The 18,243-nt window shown below is 64.7% G+C and carries 13 protein-coding genes and 1 pseudogene; 12 read left to right on the forward strand and 2 right to left on the reverse strand.

Annotated elements, in window-relative coordinates; all coding sequences use genetic code 11:
- Positions 1–28 precede the first annotated feature (28 nt).
- Positions 29–1,459 carry a phospholipid carrier-dependent glycosyltransferase gene (locus tag ACFDR6_RS33630; RefSeq protein ID WP_375861069.1) on the forward strand — a complete coding sequence of 477 codons (1,431 nt, stop codon included), beginning with the start codon at positions 29–31 and terminating at the stop codon, positions 1,457–1,459.
- Positions 1,460–1,510: 51 nt separating this feature from the next.
- On the opposite strand, the gene ACFDR6_RS33635 is transcribed toward ACFDR6_RS33630, so the two are convergent.
- Positions 1,511–2,152, reverse strand: a complete 642-nt coding sequence (locus ACFDR6_RS33635) for an OmpA family protein (RefSeq protein WP_375860992.1) — start codon at positions 2,150–2,152, stop codon at positions 1,511–1,513.
- Between the two features lie 367 nt (positions 2,153–2,519).
- Between ACFDR6_RS33635 and ACFDR6_RS33640 the strand changes: the two genes are divergently transcribed.
- The 3 genes from ACFDR6_RS33640 (at position 2,520) to ACFDR6_RS33650 (ending at position 4,386) form a co-directional block, all read left to right on the forward strand.
- Complete coding sequence (locus ACFDR6_RS33640; protein WP_212092140.1) at positions 2,520–2,756, forward strand: hypothetical protein; 237 nt, start codon at positions 2,520–2,522, stop codon at positions 2,754–2,756.
- Between the two features lie 120 nt (positions 2,757–2,876).
- The gene (locus tag ACFDR6_RS33645; RefSeq protein WP_212092120.1) at positions 2,877–3,122 is read left to right on the forward strand and encodes a hypothetical protein; all 246 of its coding nucleotides are present in this window, start codon (positions 2,877–2,879) and stop codon (positions 3,120–3,122) included.
- Positions 3,123–3,219: 97 nt separating this feature from the next.
- The gene (locus ACFDR6_RS33650; protein WP_375860993.1) at positions 3,220–4,386 is read left to right on the forward strand and encodes a winged helix-turn-helix domain-containing protein; all 1,167 of its coding nucleotides are present in this window, start codon (positions 3,220–3,222) and stop codon (positions 4,384–4,386) included.
- A 33-nt stretch (positions 4,387–4,419) separates the two neighbouring features.
- On the opposite strand, the pseudogene ACFDR6_RS33655 reads toward ACFDR6_RS33650, so the two are convergent.
- Positions 4,420–4,865: pseudogene (locus tag ACFDR6_RS33655) on the reverse strand (ribosomal maturation YjgA family protein).
- Positions 4,866–4,942: 77 nt separating this feature from the next.
- On the opposite strand from ACFDR6_RS33655, the gene ACFDR6_RS33660 reads away from it, so the two are divergent.
- From ACFDR6_RS33660 to ACFDR6_RS33695, 8 genes are all read left to right on the forward strand, one after another.
- Positions 4,943–6,280: an MFS transporter gene (locus ACFDR6_RS33660; protein WP_375860994.1), complete on the forward strand. Its 1,338-nt coding sequence runs from the start codon at positions 4,943–4,945 to the stop codon at positions 6,278–6,280.
- Between the two features lie 225 nt (positions 6,281–6,505).
- Positions 6,506–7,612: an efflux RND transporter periplasmic adaptor subunit gene (locus tag ACFDR6_RS33665; protein ID WP_212092124.1), complete on the forward strand. Its 1,107-nt coding sequence runs from the start codon at positions 6,506–6,508 to the stop codon at positions 7,610–7,612.
- A gap of 180 nt (positions 7,613–7,792) precedes the next feature.
- Entirely contained in the window at positions 7,793–10,930 is a 3,138-nt protein-coding gene (locus ACFDR6_RS33670; protein WP_375860995.1) for an efflux RND transporter permease subunit, read from the forward strand.
- 34 nt (positions 10,931–10,964) lie between these two features.
- Positions 10,965–11,564: a TetR/AcrR family transcriptional regulator gene (locus ACFDR6_RS33675; protein ID WP_375860996.1), complete on the forward strand. Its 600-nt coding sequence runs from the start codon at positions 10,965–10,967 to the stop codon at positions 11,562–11,564.
- A 175-nt stretch (positions 11,565–11,739) separates the two neighbouring features.
- Positions 11,740–12,363 carry a flavin reductase family protein gene (locus ACFDR6_RS33680; protein ID WP_212089148.1) on the forward strand — a complete coding sequence of 208 codons (624 nt, stop codon included), beginning with the start codon at positions 11,740–11,742 and terminating at the stop codon, positions 12,361–12,363.
- Between the two features lie 226 nt (positions 12,364–12,589).
- Positions 12,590–14,857 (forward strand): acyl-CoA dehydrogenase, encoded by a 2,268-nt coding sequence (locus ACFDR6_RS33685; RefSeq protein ID WP_375860997.1) that lies wholly within the window; start codon positions 12,590–12,592, stop codon positions 14,855–14,857.
- Entirely contained in the window at positions 14,857–16,140 is a 1,284-nt protein-coding gene (locus tag ACFDR6_RS33690) for an acetyl-CoA C-acetyltransferase (protein WP_375860998.1), read from the forward strand. The genes ACFDR6_RS33685 and ACFDR6_RS33690 overlap by 1 nt, the downstream gene beginning before the upstream one ends.
- A gap of 2 nt (positions 16,141–16,142) precedes the next feature.
- Positions 16,143–18,239 carry a 3-hydroxyacyl-CoA dehydrogenase NAD-binding domain-containing protein gene (locus tag ACFDR6_RS33695; RefSeq protein WP_375860999.1) on the forward strand — a complete coding sequence of 699 codons (2,097 nt, stop codon included), beginning with the start codon at positions 16,143–16,145 and terminating at the stop codon, positions 18,237–18,239.
- The last annotated feature ends 4 nt before the right edge of the window (positions 18,240–18,243 follow it).

The following is an 18,243-nucleotide window of genomic DNA, read 5'->3' on the forward strand; positions in this document are numbered from 1 at the left end:
TGATCGTACCGGATCGCGCATGCTTGCGATGTGGCGGAATTATCACAAGCGGCGCGGGACGTGCGTTATGCTTAGTGACAGTTGCGGCAGAATGCGTTCAATGAAAATCGCGATCTCTTTTTTTGTCCGCGGTGACGCAAATTTGCCACGCAAAACATCCCCACAGCAGCCGATTGAAACGTCCGCAGTTCCAGAGGTGTCGCGGAGCGCAGTCATTGCTGTCGCGATTTTCCTGATTGCCCATCTCGCGCTGCTGATCGGCCTGGCGACGCCGGAGAAGTTCGTCTTCGACGAGGTGCACTACGTGCCGGCGGCGCGGCAGATGCTGGCACCGGCGATGTCGCAACCGATGCTGAATCCGATGCATCCGCCGCTGGGCAAGGAGCTGATCGCGGCCTCGATCGCGGCCTTCGGCGACAACGCGCTCGGCTGGCGCTATCCCGCGACATTGTTCGGCGCATTGGCGATCGTCGCGATCTATCTATGCGGCCTCGCGCTGTTCTCTGCGCAAGGGCCCGCCATCGCGGCGGCGCTGATCGCCGGATTGAACCAGATGCTGTATGTGCAGGCGCGCATCGCCATGCTCGATGTCTTTGCGCTCGGCCTCAGTCTGCTTGCGACCGCAGCCTTCATGCATGGTTTTCGACGACAGCGGCCGCAGGCGCTGTTCGCGCTCGCCGGCGGCTTGTTCGGTCTCGCCGCAGCCTGCAAATGGAGCGGACTTTTTCCGCTCGGCGTCTGCGTCGTCATCGTTGCGGTGATCCGTCTGATGCAGGGCTGGCGCACGCTGTTCGCCGACGCGAAGCCGGACGACTGGTATCGGCCGGACATCTGGCCCGGCTTCAGGCTGCATCATGCCGCGCTGTGCTTCGCCGTCCTGCCGGGCGTGGCTTACCTCGCCGCTTTCGTTCCGCTCTACGGCCTGTCGCTGCCGGACCTGATCGAGGCCCAGCGCCGGATCTTCGCCGACAACACGACGACCGCGATTGCCGGCCACACCTATATGAGTTCGTGGTCGTCCTGGCCGCTGCTCGCCCGTCCCGTCTGGTTCCTGTTCGACAAGAGCCCGGAGGACGACGTCTCCGCGATTGTCTTTCTCGGCAATCCGCTGGTGTTGTGGCCGGCGCTGATCGCGCTCGCTGTGGTGCTGCGCGACTTCGTCGTGGCGCGGCGCTGGGATGCCTTCCTGATCGCAGCGTTCTATTTCGGGCCGTGGCTGGCCTGGGCGTTGCTGCCGCGCACGCTCGGCTTCATCTACTACTACCTGCCGGCCGCGACCGCGGCGTCGCTCGCGTTGGTCTATGTGTTGCGCCGGGAGGGGCTGCCGCGCTGGATTCTGTGGGCCTATGTCGGCGTCGCCGCGGCCGGCTTTGCAGTCATGCTGCCGGTTTCCGCGGCGTTTGTGGGCATTTCCATGCCGGCCTTCGGCCGGCTGATGCTGTTCCAGAGCTGGATATGACAACGCCGCCTGCCAAGGCGGCAGGCGGCGCGGTTGCTCAATGCCTGGAACTTATTTCGACGCGGTCTTGGTGTCCATGTTCACGACCTGGACGCGGCGGTTGGCCGGGCCAGCGACGTTGGCGGCGTCCTTCAGCTTGGTCTCGCCGTAGCCGACGGTGACGAGATCGGTGCCGTTGAGGCCGTAGTTCTGCACCAAATACTTCTTGATGGTGTCGGCGCGCCGCTCGGAGAGTCCTTGATTGTACTCTTCGCCGCCGGTCGCGTCGGTATGGCCGGCGACCACGAAGGTCGAGCCCTTCAGCGCCGGATCGGACAGGGCCTTGCCGAGCGCCTGCACCGAGGCCATCGAGGTCTTGGCAATGTCGGCCGAGTTGTAGTCGAACTGGATCTCCAGGTCGATCTTCGGCTTGGTCGCCGCGAGCTCAGCGATCTGCTCGCGCTCGCCGGTCGAGAGCGACCGGGTCGAGCGGTTGCGTACGGTATTCAGGAAGGTCGCTTCCTTGGCCTGCACGGTCGTGTCGACCTGCGGACCGACGGACAGGCCGCGGGTTGCCGGCTTCGGCTTCAGGGCATCCAGGATCTTGTCGGTCGAGACGTTGTTGTCGCCGGCAAGGGCCAAGCCTGCCGTCATCGACAGCGCGGCGGTGAGAGTCATCGTCTTCAGTCCAAAGAATTTATCAAAACGGATCATTGTCATATCCTCGTTGTTACGCCTGATGGCGATTTGATGCTGCGAGCCTAGGGCAGGTTCAAAGAGCTTGATGTGATCTTGGTCACATCCAAGGCTGGCGAGCCGAGGTCACCCTGATCTGCCGCGATCGCTGCTTCGAACCGGCTCCCTGGGTTCCGGCAAACCCGCGTGCACCGATCGTCGCAAAGGCGTCGCCACGAGGTCCGCGTGCGAACAAGAATTCGTCCAGATGCCCGCCTAGCACGCTTCAATCATTCAACAATTCGTCCGCAAGCGGGGAGCTGAGTTCCATCCAGTGCTGAGGCCGACCGACTACAACCAGTTCTATCGAGGCGGCCCGCCGGACCGGACAGTGCACCTGAACGCGATGCCCATCTATATCGGCGCAGCCATGATTGCAGTGGCGATCCTGCTGTCCACGCTGATCACGGGAATGACCTCCCGTTATGTCGGCCTGGAGGGACCGACCGAGGAAAACATTTGGCTGGTCGACCGCCTCACCGGCAACGTCTATCGCTGCCAGGCGGAGGGGCGCGGCAGGGCCGTGTGTGAGCCGGATGTTGCCACGGGCAGCGTCGGGGAGCGCCCAAAAGCCGCACGCTAATCGTGGGCTGGCACTGCAGTGCAGCAACGAAAATGTCTTCTCCCTGAAAACTTGTCGCTGAAGAATGGCTGTCGTGTTGGCCGGCATGGCGCCGGTTTTGTTCTACGGAGGAGACATTCGATGAAGATCTTGCTTTCGGCCGTTCTGCTTGCCGCGTTCGCTGCCTCGCCGGCTTCTGCGGCGAAGATGCAGCCCTGCACCGGCGAGGCGCTCGGCAAGTCGATAACGGGGATGGGAACTGTGGATTCGCCCGCCAAACAAGCGACGGCCAAGGAAATGGCTGCGGCCAACACCGAGCTGAGCAAAGGCAATGCGAAAGGCGCCTGCAAGCACTACATGAAGGCGCAGAAGATGAGCGCGAAATAGTTCGAGCGTCGACGACCGCGCTGTCAGCAGATGGCAGCGCGGTTTTCTTTTGCATCTTTTGTTTGCCCCAACGAATCCCGCTACATTGCGTTCTGCAATGTCACGCGCGCCCAAACCGCTTCCCCTCACCACGACACAGGCCCGGCAGATCTGGCTGCATGCCCAGCGGCTGGACGAGCGCGCGCCGTTCGGCGTGGGAGCGCAGGCCGTCGCGGACGCGGTAGCTCATCTCGGCTATGTGCAGATCGACACCATCAACGTCATCGAGCGCTGCCATCACCATATCCTGTTCAGCCGTATCCCGTCCTACCGCCGCGCCGATCTGCGCCACGCCCAGAGTGTCGACAAACGCGTGTTCGAATACTGGACGCACGCGCTCTCTTACGTTCCGGCTGAAGACTTCCGCTTCTTTCTGCCGGCGATGCGCGAACACCGCCGGGAGGGACACAGATGGTTCGCCTCGGTGAAGCCGGCCGACACGCGCAAGGTGATGCGCCTGGTGCGGGCCGGCCCGCTGACGATCCGCGACATCGAGGACGACGTGCTCACCGAGAAGGAGCATCTGTGGCAGAGCCGCAAGCCCTCGAAGCGGGCATTGCAGCTCGCCTTCTATACCGGTGCCGTGACCATCAGCGAGCGGCGGGGCATGCTCAAGACCTACGAGCTGACGACGCGTCATTTCGGATGGGACAAGCGGCCGAGGCCCGCCTCGGCAAGGGAGATCACGGCCTATGTGCTCGACCGCGCATTGCGGTCGCAAGGCGTGGTGAGCCTCGATTCGATCTGTCATCTCGATGCGCCGCGCAAGAAGGCGGTCGCAAGCCTGATCGCCGCGCGTGTCCGCCGCGGTGAGCTGGTGCCTGTCGCGATCGAGGGCGCCGGCAAGCAGGAGCATTGGGCGGCGCCGGCCGCGCTCGAGGCGAATGGTGCGGCGATCTCGCCTGATCTCGTCCACATTCTCTCGCCGTTCGATCCCCTGATCATCCAGCGCAAGCGCACCAGTCTCATCTTCGGTTACAACCATCTGTTCGAGGCCTATGTGCCGAAGGCCAAACGCAAGCTCGGCTATTTTGCGCTGCCGGTGCTGGTCGGCGACGAGATCGTCGCCGCGCTCGACCTGAAGACGGACCGACAGGCCAGGAAGCTCTTGATGCAGAAATGGACCTGGGTCGGGCAGGGGAAGAAGACGGCAGGGCGCAAGGAGCTCAAACACGTGATCGAGAGCGAACTCGATCGCTTCGAGCGGTTTCAACTGGCGGAGTAGCTCGGGCATCGGTCTCGCAGGGTAGCCAAAACGCTAAGGCGCCTTTGCCCACCCTACGAGACCGCGCATTGTGGTCACCCGATCGATCCAAACGCCGAACGCAATCCCGACCGCGTAAGCCGCCAGATTCCACAGCGAGAAGATGCGCCCGAGCAGCAGCGCGCCGGCGGTGGTGAGCCGGAACGCATCGAGCCATGGTGTATGAATCAGCCGGGAGAATTCGACCACGATCGCAATCACCGCCGCGATGGCTGCGAGTTGGCTGCGCGACAGCCGCGGCAGCAAGACCCCGGCCAGCAGAAACACCATCGTGGCCCACAACAGCGAGCCGCCATGCTTCACGACGAATGCAGCAGGCCGAGCGGAAAGCCGTACCAGCGCAGGGACAGCCCGCATACGATCACCGCGACGGCGAGGGTGGCGCGGATCAGCGATGTCCGTAACAGCGCAACAGGTTTATCCGGCTGCGTCTCGTGCATTGCTCGCTCCATTGACTCTTCGCCCGCGATGCTCAAAACCGCCACCAGCCCTAAAAGAGCAACAACCCGGGGAAACCATGAGCCAGACCACCACCTATTCCGCCGGCGGTGCCAGCAACGTCAACAAGAGCGACATCGAGACGTCCACGATTCGCGCCATCTCCTGGCGCCTGATTCCGTTCCTGGTGCTGGCCTACTTCTTCTCCTATCTCGACCGCGTCAATCTCGGCTTCGCAGCGCTGACCATGAATGCGGACCTGAAGTTCACGCCGCTGATCTTCTCCTGGGGCGCCGGCATTTTCTTTATCGGCTATTTCATCTTCGAGGTGCCGAGCAATCTGGCGCTGGAGAAATTCGGCGCAAGCCGCTGGATCGCCCGCATCATGGTGACCTGGGGCATCATCTCCGCCCTGATGGCGCTCGTCAGCGGCGTGACGAGCTTCTACGTCCTTCGCTTCCTGCTCGGCGTCGCCGAGGCCGGCTTCTTCCCCGGCATCATCCTCTATCTCACCTACTGGTATCCGGCCGAATACCGCGCCCGGTTCCTGGCGGCCTTCGCGATCGCCGTGCCGGTCTCGACCGTGATCGGCGCGCCGGTCTCGGGCCTGCTGCTCGGGCTCGACGGCATGATGGGCCTGAAGGGGTGGCAGTGGCTGTTCATCATCGAGGGCATCCCGTCCGTGCTGCTCGGCATCGTCACCTGGTTCTACCTCACCGACAAGCCGGAGAAGGCGGATTGGCTGTCTGGCGAGCAGAAGGCCTGGCTCAAGGCGAAGCTCGATTCGGAGATCGCGGCCAAGCAGGCGGTGAAGCATGTCTCGCTCGGCGAAGCTCTGTCCTCGCCCAAGGTGATCGCGCTCAGCCTGATCTATTTCGGCTTCGTCGGCGCGCTCTATGGCATGCAGTTCTGGCTGCCGCAGATCGTCAAGGCGTTCGGGCTGACCAATGCGCAGACCGGGTTCGTCACCGCGATCCCGTATCTGTTCGGCACCATCGCCATGGTCCTGTGGGCGCGGCACTCCGATGCCACGCGCGAGCGCGTGATGCATGTCGGAGCGCCCTTGCTGCTCACCGCCGTCGCGCTCGCCGTCTCCTCCTATCTCACCGATCCGGCCCTGACGATGGTGGTGCTGACGGTCGCGGCGATCGGCGTGTTCTGCTGCTTCGGCGTGTTCTGGACCCTGCCGACCGCCTGGCTCTCCGGCACGGCGGCCGCCGGCGCCATCGCGCTGATCAACTCGATAGGCAATCTCGCCGGCTTCGGCGGACCGTACCTGATCGGCTGGGTCAAGGAAGCCACCGGCCAGACCTCGACCGGTCTGCTGGTGCTCGCCGTGCTGCCGCTGCTCGCCGGCATTCTGGTGTTCGTGGGCGGCCATGACACCAAGCACGAGTTTGCCGCGGGGGAGCGGTGAGGGGGATGTCGGCGGGCAAAGGCGCGCGCTCAACGCGCCCTGCCCACTGCATGTCCCGGGCGTGGACCGGCGCTTGGGCCAGCTTGGCTTTGCCTACCCTACAGTGACACCTCCAAGTGCTTCTCGACCTCTTAACGATCACATATTTCTGATGACTGACGATTATTGACTTTTATCAGTGATTAGTCGACATTCCTCTCATTCGAGATGCAGGAGTGTCCTTCGATGTTCGTCCGGTCTGTTTTGTCGAGCTATTCCAGGCTGTTGGCTGGCGTGTCGCTGGCTTTGATGGCGGCTTCGCTGGCCGGGTGTAATGACACCGTCGCCGAGAAGGCCGAGCCGCCGCGGCCGGTTCTGGTCGCGACCGCGCATTATGATGCAGAGACTCCGGAGCGCAGCTTCGTCGGCACCGTCAGGCCGCGGATCGAGAGCGACCTCGGCTTTCGCGTCGCCGGTAAAGTTGCAAAACGCCTTGTGGAAGTCGGCCAGACCGTCGAGATCGGCCAGCCGCTGGCCACCCTCGACGAGATCGATCTGAAGCTCCAGGCTGAGCAGGCGCTGGCCGAGCAGACCGCGGCAACCGGCGTGTTGGCCCAGGCCGCCGCCGCCGAGCAGCGCGCCAAGGACCTGAAGGCCAAGGGCTGGACCACGGACGCGCAGATGGATTCGAGCCGCGCCGCCGCGGACGAAGCCCGCGCGCGCCTGAACCGCGCCGAGCGTGCGCTCGAGCTGAGCAAGAATTCCCTTTCCTACGCGACGCTCAACGCCGACGCCCGTGGCGTCGTCACCGCAACGCTGATCGAGCCCGGCCAGGTGGTCGCCGCGGGCCAGGCTTCGATCCGCGTCGCCCGCTTTGCCGAAAAGGAAGCGGTCGTCGCGATCCCCGAGACGCTGGTTGGACGCGCCAAGTCGGGCGTCGCCAGCGTCACTCTTTGGTCCGAGCCGGGCAAGAAGTACACGGCGAAGCTGCGCGAGATCGCGCCGACGGCCGATCCGGCCACGCGCACCTATCTGGCAAAGTTCTCGCTGCCCGAGGCCGACGACAAGGTCTCGCTCGGCATGACAGCGACGCTTACGCTGTCGGACGCCGCGACCGAGCGCGTGGCGCGGCTGCCGCTGTCGGCGCTGTTCAACGAAGGCGGCAAGCCGTCCTTCTACGTCGTCGACGACAACGGTGCGCTCACGCTGAAACCGGTGACGGTGAAGTCCTACGAGAGCGGCGACGTCGTCATCACCGGCGGTGTGGAAGAGGGCGCCAAGATCGTTGCTCTCGGCGTGCAGAAGCTCGATCCGGGCCAGCGGGTGCGGATCGTTTCGTCACTGTCCTTCTAAGTTTCTTACGAGTTACGTCGTGTGAGGAGAGTTTCGGCCTTTGTCCCTAAGCAGAGGCTGAAGCGGCGAAGCGATCCAGAATCTGCCCAGCCCCCTGGATTGCTTCGCTGCCTCGCGATGATGGTTTGAACAGAGCGGCTGTCCTTTTTAGGCAATTGGAACGTCCTTTCGGAGAGAGCGATGAAGCGCTTCAACCTTTCGGCCTGGGCCGTCAGCCACCCGACGCTGGTTCTCTTCCTTATGGTCATGCTCGGCGTCGCCGGCTACTTCTCCTATGAGAAGCTCGGCCGGGCCGAGGATCCGTTCTTCACGGTGAAGGTGGTCAACGTCTCCGTGCTATGGCCGGGCGCGACCGCGCAGGAGATCCAGACCCAGGTCGCCGATCCCATCGAGAAGAAGATCCAGGAGCTGCCCTATTTCGAGAAGGTGCAGACCTATTCCAAGCCCGGCTTCACCGCGCTCCAGGTGACCTTCCGCGACAGCACCCCGCCGAAGGACGTGCCCTATCTCTTCTACCTCTTGCGCAAGAAGCTGGTCGACGTCCAGGGCCAGCTGCCGTCCGGCATCCTCGGCCCCGTCGTCAACGACGAGTTCTCCGACGTCGATTCCATCCTCTACATGATGACCGGCGACGGCGCCGACTACGCCCAGCTCAAGAAGATCTCCGAAGGTTTTCGCCAGCGCCTCCTCAAGGTGCCGGGTGTGACCAAGGTCGACGTCTACGGCAATCAGGACGAGCGCATCTTCGTCGAGTTCAGCCACGCCAAGCTCGCGACCCTCGGCATCACGCCGCAGGCGCTGTTCGATTCGCTCGCCAAGCAGAACAACGTGACGCCCGCCGGCACGGTCGAGACCTCCTCGCAGCGCGTGCCGCTGCGCGTCACCGGTGCGCTCGACGGCACCAAGGCCGTCGCCGAGACCCCGGTCGAGAGCAACGGCCGCGTGTTCCGCCTCGGCGACATCGCCACCGTCACCCACGGCTATGTCGATCCGCCGACCTTCGTCGTCCGCCAGGAAGGCAAGGCCGCGATCGGCATTGGTGTCGTCACCGCCAAGGGCGCCAACATCCTCGACCTCGGCAAGGAGGTCGAGAAGGCGACGGCCGACTTCATGAAGGCAGTCCCGCAGGGGATCGATGTCAAGCTGATCGCCGATCAGCCCAAGGTCGTCGAGCATGCCGTCGGCGAGTTCGTGCATTCCTTCATGGAAGCGCTCGTCATCGTGCTGTTCGTCTCGTTCCTGGCACTCGGCTGGCGCACCGGCATCGTGGTCGCGCTGTCGGTGCCCCTGGTGCTCGGCATCGTCTTCATCGTCATGAACATGATGTCGCTCGACCTGCACCGCATCACGCTGGGTGCGCTGATCATCGCGCTCGGCCTGCTCGTTGACGACGCCATCATCGCGGTCGAGATGATGGTGGTGAAGATGGAGCAGGGCTGGGACCGCATGCGCGCGGCATCCTTTGCCTGGGAATCTACCGCGTTTCCGATGCTCACGGGAACGCTGGTCACGGCCGCTGGCTTCCTCCCCATCGGCTTTGCCAATTCCGCGGTCGGCGAATATGCCGGCAGCATCTTCTGGATCGTGGCGATCGCGCTGGTCGCCTCCTGGTTCGTGGCGGTGATCTTCACACCCTATATCGGCGTCAAGCTGCTGCCGGAGATGAAGGCGCACCACAATCACGATCCGCACGCGGTCTATGAGACCCGCATGTACCGCGGCTTGCGCGCCATCGTGCAATGGTGCGTCAACCACCGCATCACCGTGGTGGTTGCGACCGTCGGCGTCTTCATCGCCTCGGTCGTCGGCTTCGGTCAGGTCCAGCAGCAGTTCTTCCCGCTGTCGGAGCGGCCCGAGCTGTTCCTCCAGCTGCGCCTGCCCGAAGGCACCGCCTTCAACGTCACTGAAAAGGCGGTGAAGCAGGCCGAGACGCTGCTCAAGGACGACAAGGACATCGCGACCTATACCTCCTATGTCGGCCAGGGCTCGCCGCGCTTCTGGCTCGGCCTCAATCCGCAGCTGCCGAACGAGGCCTTTGCCGAGATCGTCATCGTCGCCAAGGGCGTGGAGGCGCGCGAGCGGATCAAGGCCAAGATCGAGAGCGCGGCGGCGGAGGGCTTCCTGTCCCAGGCGCGCGTGCGCGTCGACCGCTTCAATTTCGGTCCGCCCGTTGGTTTCCCCGTCCAGTTCCGCGTGATCGGCCCCGACGCCAACAAGGTGCGCGAGATCGCCTACCAGGTCCGCGATGTCATGCGGCAGAACAAGAACGTCCAGGACGTCCAGCTCGACTGGAACGAGCAGTCGCCCTACCTCAAGCTCGCCGTCGACCAGGACCGCGCCCGCGCCATGGGCCTGACCCCGCAGGACGTCTCACAGGCGCTCGCGATGCTGATCTCGGGCGCGCAGGTCACGACCATCCGCGACGGCATCGAGAAGGTGGCCGTGGTCGCCCGTGCGGTCCCCTCCGAGCGTCTCGACCTCGGCGGCGTCGGTGATCTCACCATCACCTCGCGCAATGGCGTTGCCGTGCCGCTGCAGCAGATCGCCAAGATCGAATATGCCCACGAGGAGCCGATCATGTGGCGGCGTAACCGCGACATGGCCATCACTGTGCGCTCCGACGTCGTCGACGGCGTGCAGGCGCCCGACGTCACGGGCCAGATCACGCCGAAGCTGAAGCCGATCATGGACCACCTCGAGCCGGCCTACCGCATCGAGCCGGGCGGCGCGTTCGAGGAATCGGCCAAGGGCAACGCCTCGATCTTCGTCCTCTTCCCGCTGATGGTCATGGTGATGCTGACGCTGCTGATGATCCAGCTTCAGAGCTTCTCGCGCCTGATCCTGGTGTTCCTGACCGCACCGCTCGGCATCGTCGGCGCCTCCTTCGGCCTCAACGTCGCCAATGCCCCGTTCGGCTTCGTGGCGCTGCTCGGCCTGATCGCGCTCGCCGGCATGATCATGCGCAACACGGTCATCCTGGTCGACCAGATCGAGACCGACGTCTCCCAAGGCATGACCCGGCGCGAGGCGATCGTGGAGGCCACCGTCCGCCGCGCTCGTCCGGTGGTGCTGACGGCGCTCGCTGCGATCCTCGCCATGATCCCGCTGTCGCGCTCGGCGTTCTGGGGCCCGATGGCGATCACCATCATGGGCGGCCTGTTCGTCGCGACGTTCCTGACGCTGCTGTACCTGCCGGGCCTCTATGCACTTTGGTTCAGGAAGAGCCTGGACGAGGCGGGCACCCCCGAGCAGCCTGCCGCGCCGCAGCATGGGAGCAATGACCCGCATGCTATTCCGCTTGCTGAAGCGGCTGAATAAGTGAGATGAAGTACTGACAGACGAGTCCTGACAGATGGCCCTAATTTCGGAACATATCGAAGGCGACACCCGGGACCGTATTCTCGAGGTGGCCGAGCGGCTGTTCCGCCAGATCGGCTACCAGAAGACCACGGTGGGCGACATCGCCAAGGAGCTTAGGATGAGCCCCGCCAACGTGTATCGCTTCTTCGAATCGAAGAAAGCGATCCATCAGGCGGTGGCGCAGGGCTTGATGGGTGAGGTCGAGCTCGAGGTGCAACGGATCGTGGCGCGTCCCGGTCCGGTACTGGAGCGCTTCCGCGAGCTGCTGACCACCATCCATCGCATGAACACCGAGCGCTATGTCGGCGACAGCAAGCTGCATGAGATGGTCGAGATCGCCATGGAGGAGGACTGGGACGTCTGCGTCACCCACATGGAATGCATTGCCAGAATGATCGGCCAGGTGATCGCGCAAGGCGTGGCCTCCGGGGAGTTCGAGGCGCCGGACCTGGAACTGGCTGCGCTCTGCTCGTGCACCGCGATGATGCGGTTCTTCCACCCCCAGATGATCGCCCAGTGTGCCACCAAGCCGGGCCCGAACATCAACCAGATGATCGATTTCGTCATCGCGGGTCTGTCGCCGCGCCACTGACGGACGGCCGGTTTCCCCGTATAAGATGTCCCGCACGCCCTCGAAGGGCGGATGACGGGCGATAGCAGATCAACAAACTCCGTCATTGCGAGCGCAGCGAAGCAATCCAGACCGTCTCCGCGGAGGGATTCTGGATTGCTTTGCTGCGCTCGCAATGACGAAAAGGAAGCAGCGCGTGACCGAAAAAGACCTCTATTTCTACGAGCCCTCCAAGGGCCACGGCCTCAAGCACGATCCCTTCAACGCTATCATCGCGCCGCGTCCGATCGGCTGGATCTCCTCTCGCGACACCAAGGGCCACGTCAATCTCGCGCCCTACAGCTTCTTCAATGCGTTCTGCTACGTGCCGCCGATCATCGGCTTCTCTTCCACCAACTGGAAGGACACGGTGGAGAACATCCAGCAGACCGGTGAGTTCGTCTGGAATCTCGCCACGATGGAGCTCGCCAAGCACATGAACGCGACCGCCGCGCATGTCGCTCCCGAGGTCGATGAGTTCGAGGTCGCGGGCCTCACCGCCGTGCCCGGCAGGCTCGTCAACGTGCCGCGCGTGGCCGAGAGCCCGGTCGCCTTCGAGTGCAAGGTGTCCGACATCGTCCGTCTCAAGGGCGCAGACGGCAAGGAAGCCGACGCCTGGTTGACGCTGGGCGAGGTGGTCGCCGTCCACATCGACAAGGCCATGATCAAGGACGGCGTCTACCAGACCGCCGCCGCCCACCCGATCGTCCGCGCCGGCCGCCGCGGCGATTATTTCGAGATCAAGCCGGAAAACATGTTCGAGATGGTGCGGCCGGATTAAGGCCGCCGCTTCGCTCTCGCCGCCGTCATTCCGGGGCGCGAGCTTTGCGTGCTCCGGAATGACGTGGAGAGATCTCGCCCATCCCCCTCCCGGAACTGCCCGCGCACCCTGGCCGTTATGGTCCGGGGGCCGCCCGGCCGCGTCAATTTTGCAGGCGAAGTGTTCGCCTCCGCGCGCCAGTTTCCGCTAAAATGCCCGACAACCGCGCCGATGCACGAGGTCAGCCATGAGCTTCCGCCGCGACACCCTGACAAAGCCGATCTTCTCCTGGGCACGCGGCGTGCTGCCGGCGATGTCCGACACCGAGCGCGAGGCGCTGGAGGCGGGCGACGTCTGGTGGGACGCCGACCTCTTCACCGGCAACCCTGACTGGTCGAAGCTTCTGAAGATCCCGCAGGCGACGCTGACCAGCGAGGAGCAGGCCTTCCTGAACGGCCCCGTCGACGAGCTCTGTGCCATGCTCGACGAGTGGAAGATCTTCTGGGAATGGCGCGACCTGCCGCCGGACGTCTGGCACTTCGTCAAGCGCGAGAAATTCTTCGGCATGATCATCCCGAAGGAATTCGGCGGCCTCGGTTTCTCGCCGTATGCGCATTCGGAAGTCGTGCGCAAGATCTCGACGCGCTCGATCGCGGCGGCGGTCACGGTGATGGTGCCGAACTCGCTCGGGCCCGGCGAGCTGCTGATGCGCTTCGGCACGAAGGAGCAGCAGGCGCGCTGGCTACCGCGGCTCGCCGACGGCCGTGACATTCCCTGCTTCGGCCTCACCAGCCCCGAAGCCGGCTCTGACGCGGCCTCGATGATCGACACCGGCATCATCTGCAAGGGCGAGTTCGAGGGCCGCGAAGTCCTCGGCCTCAGGCTCAACTGGCACAAGCGCTACATCACGCTCGGCCCGGTCGCGACGCTCCTGGGTCTCGCCTTCAAGGCCTCTGATCCCGATCATCTCGTCGGTGATCAGGAAGAGCTCGGCATCACCGTGGCCCTGATCCCGACCAATTTGCCCGGCGTCGAGATCGGCCAGCGTCATCTGCCGTCGATGCAGGTGTTCCAGAACGGCCCGAACCGCGGGCGCGATGTCTTCATTCCGCTCGACTACGTCATCGGCGGCAAGGAGCGGCTGGGGCAGGGCTGGAAGATGCTGATGACGGCGCTGGCCGCCGGCCGCGGCATCTCCCTGCCGTCGCTCTCTGCTGCGGGTGCCGCCTATGCGGCGCGCACCACCGGCGCCTATGCCCTCATCCGCGAGCAATTCGGCATCTCCATCTCCAAGTTCGAAGGCGTCGAGGAGCCGCTCGCGCGCATTGTCGCGACAGCCTATCAGCTCGATGCCGCGCGGCGGCTGACCTGCGCGGCGCTCAATGCCGGCGTTCATCCCGCCGTCATCTCCGGCATCATGAAGCTGCATGCGACCGAGCGGATGCGGACCGCGATCGACGATGCCATGGACATCCATGGCGGCAAGGCCGTGATCGACGGCCCGCAAAACTATCTCGGCAATCTGCACCGCGCCGTGCCGGTCGGCATCACGGTGGAAGGCGCCAACATCCTGACCCGCAACCTCATCGTGTTCGGCCAGGGCGCCATCCGTGCGCATCCCTATCTGCTCGACGAAATGAATGCGCTCGCCGACACCGATCGCGACCGCGGGCTCACCGCGTTCGACAAAGCGTTCTGGAAGCATGTCGGCCACAGCTTCCGGACCCTGTTCCGCGCGTTCGGCCGGAGCTGGACCTTTGGCGCGTTCGCGCTGGCGCCCGATGCTGGCGATGCCACCCCATTCTTTCGCCAGCTCTCGCGCTATTCCGCCGCCTTCGCGCTCTGCGCCGACATGGCGCTGCTGACGCTCGGCGGCGCGCTCAAGCGCAAGGAGATGCTGTCGGCGCGCTTTGGCGACATTCTCTCCGAGCTGTATCTGCTCTCGGCTGCGCTGAAGCGCTGGCAGGACGAGGGCCGGCAGAAGGAGGACTTTGCCGCGCTGGAATGGTGCATGGCGACGGGCTTCAAAACCATCGAGAACCGGTTCGCCGAGATCCTCGCCAATCTACCGAACCGCTTCGTCGCCGCCTTCCTCAAGCTCGTGGTCCAGCCGTTCGGCGCCCGCGTCCTCGGCCCCTCCGACCGCGTCGTGCACCAATGCGCCGGCATCGTGCTGGAGCCCTCGGCGGCGCGTGAGCGGTTGACGCCCGATTTGGCCCATGTCGATGACGACGGCGGCTTTGCCCGGCTGGAGCGCGCATTCAAGCTGGTCGCTGGCACGGACGCCATCGCCAAGCGCATGCGCGCGGCGCATGTTCGCAACTGGGAGGAAGCTGTCGCCAAAGGCGTGATCACGCAGGCCGAGGGCGAGCAAATCTCTGCTGCCCGCAAGGCCGTCAACGAAGTGATCGAGGTCGACGATTTCGCCCCGGAAGCCCTGTCGCCGATTTACAGGAAAGCCGGCGACGTGCATCAGTTCTTCCAGGAACTCGGTGAACAGAGGGCGGCGAGCTGATGGCACGACCGGTTTTCATCGTCGACGGCAGTCGCACGCCGTTCCTGAAGGCGCGCTCGGGGCCGGGGCCGTTCACGCCGGTCGATCTCGCCGTGCAATGCGGCCGGCCGCTGCTGGCGCGCCAGCCGTTCTCTCCAACTGATTTCGACCAGGTCATCCTCGGCTGCGTCAATGTGATCGCCGATGAGATGAACCCGGCCCGTGTCGCCGCGCTCCGCCTCGGCATGGGGGAGGACATGGTCGCCTTCACCGTGCAGATCAATTGCGGCTCCGGCATGCAGTCGATCGACACCGCCTATCGCTACATCCGCGAGGGCCATGCCGACATGATCCTCGCTGGCGGCACCGAGGCGCTGAGCCACGCGCCGCTGGTCTGGCCCAATTCGGGCGTGCGCTGGTTCGCCGGCCTCGCCACAGCCAAGGGCGTGGCCGCGAAGCTCGCTGCCGCGTTCAAGCTGCGGCCGCGCTATCTCAAGCCGATCATCGGTCTCGAACGCGGGCTGACCGATCCGATCACCGATCTGAACATGGGCCAGACTGCCGAGGTCGTCGGCCATCTCTTCGGCATCACCCGCGCACAGTCCGATGCCTATGCCGCCGAAAGCCACCGCAGGCTGGCGCATGCGCAAGGCGCGGGATATCTCAAGGGCGAGGTCGAGACCGTGTTCGCGCGCGACGGAAAATTCTTTGATCACGACGACGGCGTGCGCCCGGACTCCACGGCCGAGACGCTGGCAAAGCTGAAGCCGGTGTTCGAGCGCCCCTGGGGCCAGGTCACCGCCGGCAATTCCTCGCAGATCACCGATGGCGCCTCCTGGGTGATCCTCGCCTCCGACGCCACGGTCGCAAGGCACAGGCTGACGCCGAGAGCCGCGATCGTCGACAGCAACTGGGCCGCGCTCGATCCAGGCATTATGGGACTCGGCCCGGTAATGTCGGTAACGCCGCTTCTCCGGCGCAACGGCCTGACCCTTCACGACGTCGAGACCTGGGAGCTGAACGAGGCCTTTGCCACGCAAGTGCTCGGCTGCCTCGCCGCCTGGAACGACGACAAATTCTGCCGCGAGATCCTCGGTCTCGACGGCGCGGCCGGTGAGATCGACCGAGACAAGCTCAACGTCGATGGCGGCGCGATCTCGCTCGGCCATCCCGTCGGCACCTCCGGCAACCGCATCGTGCTGCATCTCGTCAACGCGATGAAGCGGCTGGGAACGCGCCGCGGTATTGCGACCGAGTGCATCGGTGGCGGGCTAGGCGGGGCCATGCTGATCGAGGCGGTGTGACCATGGATTCCAAGATCATGACCGCGCTCGCGGATCGCGTGCTGACGCTCGGGCCCACGCCCGCGCCCGACAGCCCGTACAGGCACTTCAAGCTGATGCGCGATGCCGACGGCGTCGCCTGGCTCTTGTTCGATCGCACCGATGCCAGCGCCAACACGCTCTCCTCCGAGGTGATGGAGGAATTCGACGCCGTGCTCGCGGCAATCGAAACTGAGCGCCCCGCCGGTCTCGTGATCCGCTCCGCAAAACCGTCCGGCTTCATCGCGGGCGCCGACGTCAACGAATTCCGTGGCGCGTCCGATCCCGACATGGTGGAAACGCGCATCCGCGCCGCGCATGCGGTGATCGACCATCTGGAAGCCTTGAGGTTGCCGACGGTCGCGGTCATCCACGGCTTCTGCCTCGGCGGCGGGCTCGAGGTCGCGCTGGCCTGCCAATCGCGGATCGCCGTCGACGGCGCGCGCTTCGGCTTCCCGGAGGTGATGCTGGGTCTGCATCCCGGCCTCGGCGGCACTGCGCGCTTCACCGCGCTGGTCAATCCGGTCCAGTCGATGTCCCTGATGCTGACCGGGCGCACCATCGATGCGCGTCGCGCCAGATCCCTCGGCCTCGTCGACACAGTGACGCAGGAGCGCCACGTTCGTAACGCGGTGAAGGATGCGCTGTTTGGCCGACTGAAGCGGGTGCGGCCAGGCTTGCTGACGCGCGCGGCGAATGTTGGCCTCGTCCGCGGGCTGCTTGCCAAGCGTATGCGCTCGGAGGCGGCGAAGGCCGCATCCCGCGAGCATTATCCGGCGCCTTACGCGCTGATCGACCTATGGGAGACCCATGGCGGCAGCAAGGCCGCGATGCTGAAGGCGGAGCAGGCTTCCTTCGCGAAGTTGATGGTGACCCCGACCGCCCAGAACCTGATCCGCGTCTTCTTCCTGCGCGAGCAGATGAAGAAGGCCGCAGGCAGCGGCAACTCCATCAAACACGTCCATGTCATCGGCGCCGGCGCCATGGGCGGCGACATCGCAGCTTGGATTGCCGGGCAGGGGCTGCGCGTCTCGCTCGCCGACATGAAGACGGAGCCGATCGCGGGCGCGGTGAAGCGCGCCAATGAGCTCTACGGCAAGATCATCCGCAATCCGACCGACATGCGCGACGCGCTGGATCGCCTCATCCCCGACATGAACGGGGAGGGCGTGCGCAGCGCCGATCTCATCATCGAGGCGGTGCCGGAGAAGCTCGAGCTCAAGCAGAAGGTCTATGCCAGCATAGAGCCTCGAATGAAGCCGGGCGCGATCCTCGCCACCAACACGTCGAGCATTCCGCTCCAGGATCTGCGAACCACGCTGGCGCGACCGGAGCGGCTGGTCGGCCTGCATTTCTTCAATCCGGTGTCGCGGCTGCAACTGGTCGAGGTCGTCAGCCATGACGGCGATGACCCGCAGGTGCTGAAGCAGGCGCTCGCCTTCGTCGGTGCGATCGACCGCCTGCCGCTCGCCGTGAAAAGCTCGCCGGGCTTTCTCGTCAACCGCGCGCTGACGCCGTACATGCTGGAGGCGATGGTGATGCTGGACGAGAAGATCGACCGGCGCCTGATTGACGCGGCAGCCGAGCAGTTCGGCATGCCGATGGGGCCGATCGAACTCGCCGATCAGGTCGGGCTCGACATCTGCCTCGACGTCGGTGACATGCTGCGCACCAAGTTCGGCGATCTCCTGCCGCCGACGCCGGCCTGGTTGCGCGAGAAAGTCGCCAAGGGCGAGCTCGGCCGCAAGACCGGCAAGGGTTTCTATACCTGGAAGGACGGCAAGGCGGAGAAGGCGCCGCTCCCCGAGACCGGCCCGCGCGTCACCGACCAGATGATCGATCGCCTGGTGCTACCGATGTCCAATGTCTGCGTTGCGGCACTGCGCGAGGGCACCGTGGATGATGCCGATGCCGTCGATGGCGCCATGATCTTCGGCACCGGTTATGCACCATTCCGCGGTGGTCCGCTGAACTACGCGCGTACGCGTGGCCCGGAAAATGTCGTATCGACCTTGCGCGGGCTGGCCGATCGATTCGGCGCGCGCTTTGCGCCCGATCCGGGCTGGGACAATTTCAGGTGAAACC

This window comes from Bradyrhizobium tunisiense, assembly GCF_042263385.1.
Lineage (GTDB): Bacteria > Pseudomonadota > Alphaproteobacteria > Rhizobiales > Xanthobacteraceae > Bradyrhizobium > Bradyrhizobium tunisiense.

Excerpts from the sequence above, each read along its gene's own strand:
- ACFDR6_RS33630 (WP_375861069.1), top strand. The coding sequence starts at position 29 with ATGTGGCGGAATTATCACAAGCGGCGCGGGACGTGCGTTATGCTTAGT.
- ACFDR6_RS33635 (WP_375860992.1), bottom strand. The coding sequence starts at position 2,152 with ATGATCCGTTTTGATAAATTCTTTGGACTGAAGACGATGACTCTCACC.
- ACFDR6_RS33640 (WP_212092140.1), top strand. The coding sequence starts at position 2,520 with ATGCCCATCTATATCGGCGCAGCCATGATTGCAGTGGCGATCCTGCTG.
- ACFDR6_RS33645 (WP_212092120.1), top strand. The coding sequence starts at position 2,877 with ATGAAGATCTTGCTTTCGGCCGTTCTGCTTGCCGCGTTCGCTGCCTCG.
- ACFDR6_RS33650 (WP_375860993.1), top strand. The coding sequence starts at position 3,220 with ATGTCACGCGCGCCCAAACCGCTTCCCCTCACCACGACACAGGCCCGG.
- ACFDR6_RS33660 (WP_375860994.1), top strand. The coding sequence starts at position 4,943 with ATGAGCCAGACCACCACCTATTCCGCCGGCGGTGCCAGCAACGTCAAC.
- ACFDR6_RS33665 (WP_212092124.1), top strand. The coding sequence starts at position 6,506 with ATGTTCGTCCGGTCTGTTTTGTCGAGCTATTCCAGGCTGTTGGCTGGC.
- ACFDR6_RS33670 (WP_375860995.1), top strand. The coding sequence starts at position 7,793 with ATGAAGCGCTTCAACCTTTCGGCCTGGGCCGTCAGCCACCCGACGCTG.
- ACFDR6_RS33675 (WP_375860996.1), top strand. The coding sequence starts at position 10,965 with ATGGCCCTAATTTCGGAACATATCGAAGGCGACACCCGGGACCGTATT.
- ACFDR6_RS33685 (WP_375860997.1), top strand. The coding sequence starts at position 12,590 with ATGAGCTTCCGCCGCGACACCCTGACAAAGCCGATCTTCTCCTGGGCA.
- ACFDR6_RS33690 (WP_375860998.1), top strand. The coding sequence starts at position 14,857 with ATGGCACGACCGGTTTTCATCGTCGACGGCAGTCGCACGCCGTTCCTG.
- ACFDR6_RS33695 (WP_375860999.1), top strand. The coding sequence starts at position 16,143 with ATGGATTCCAAGATCATGACCGCGCTCGCGGATCGCGTGCTGACGCTC.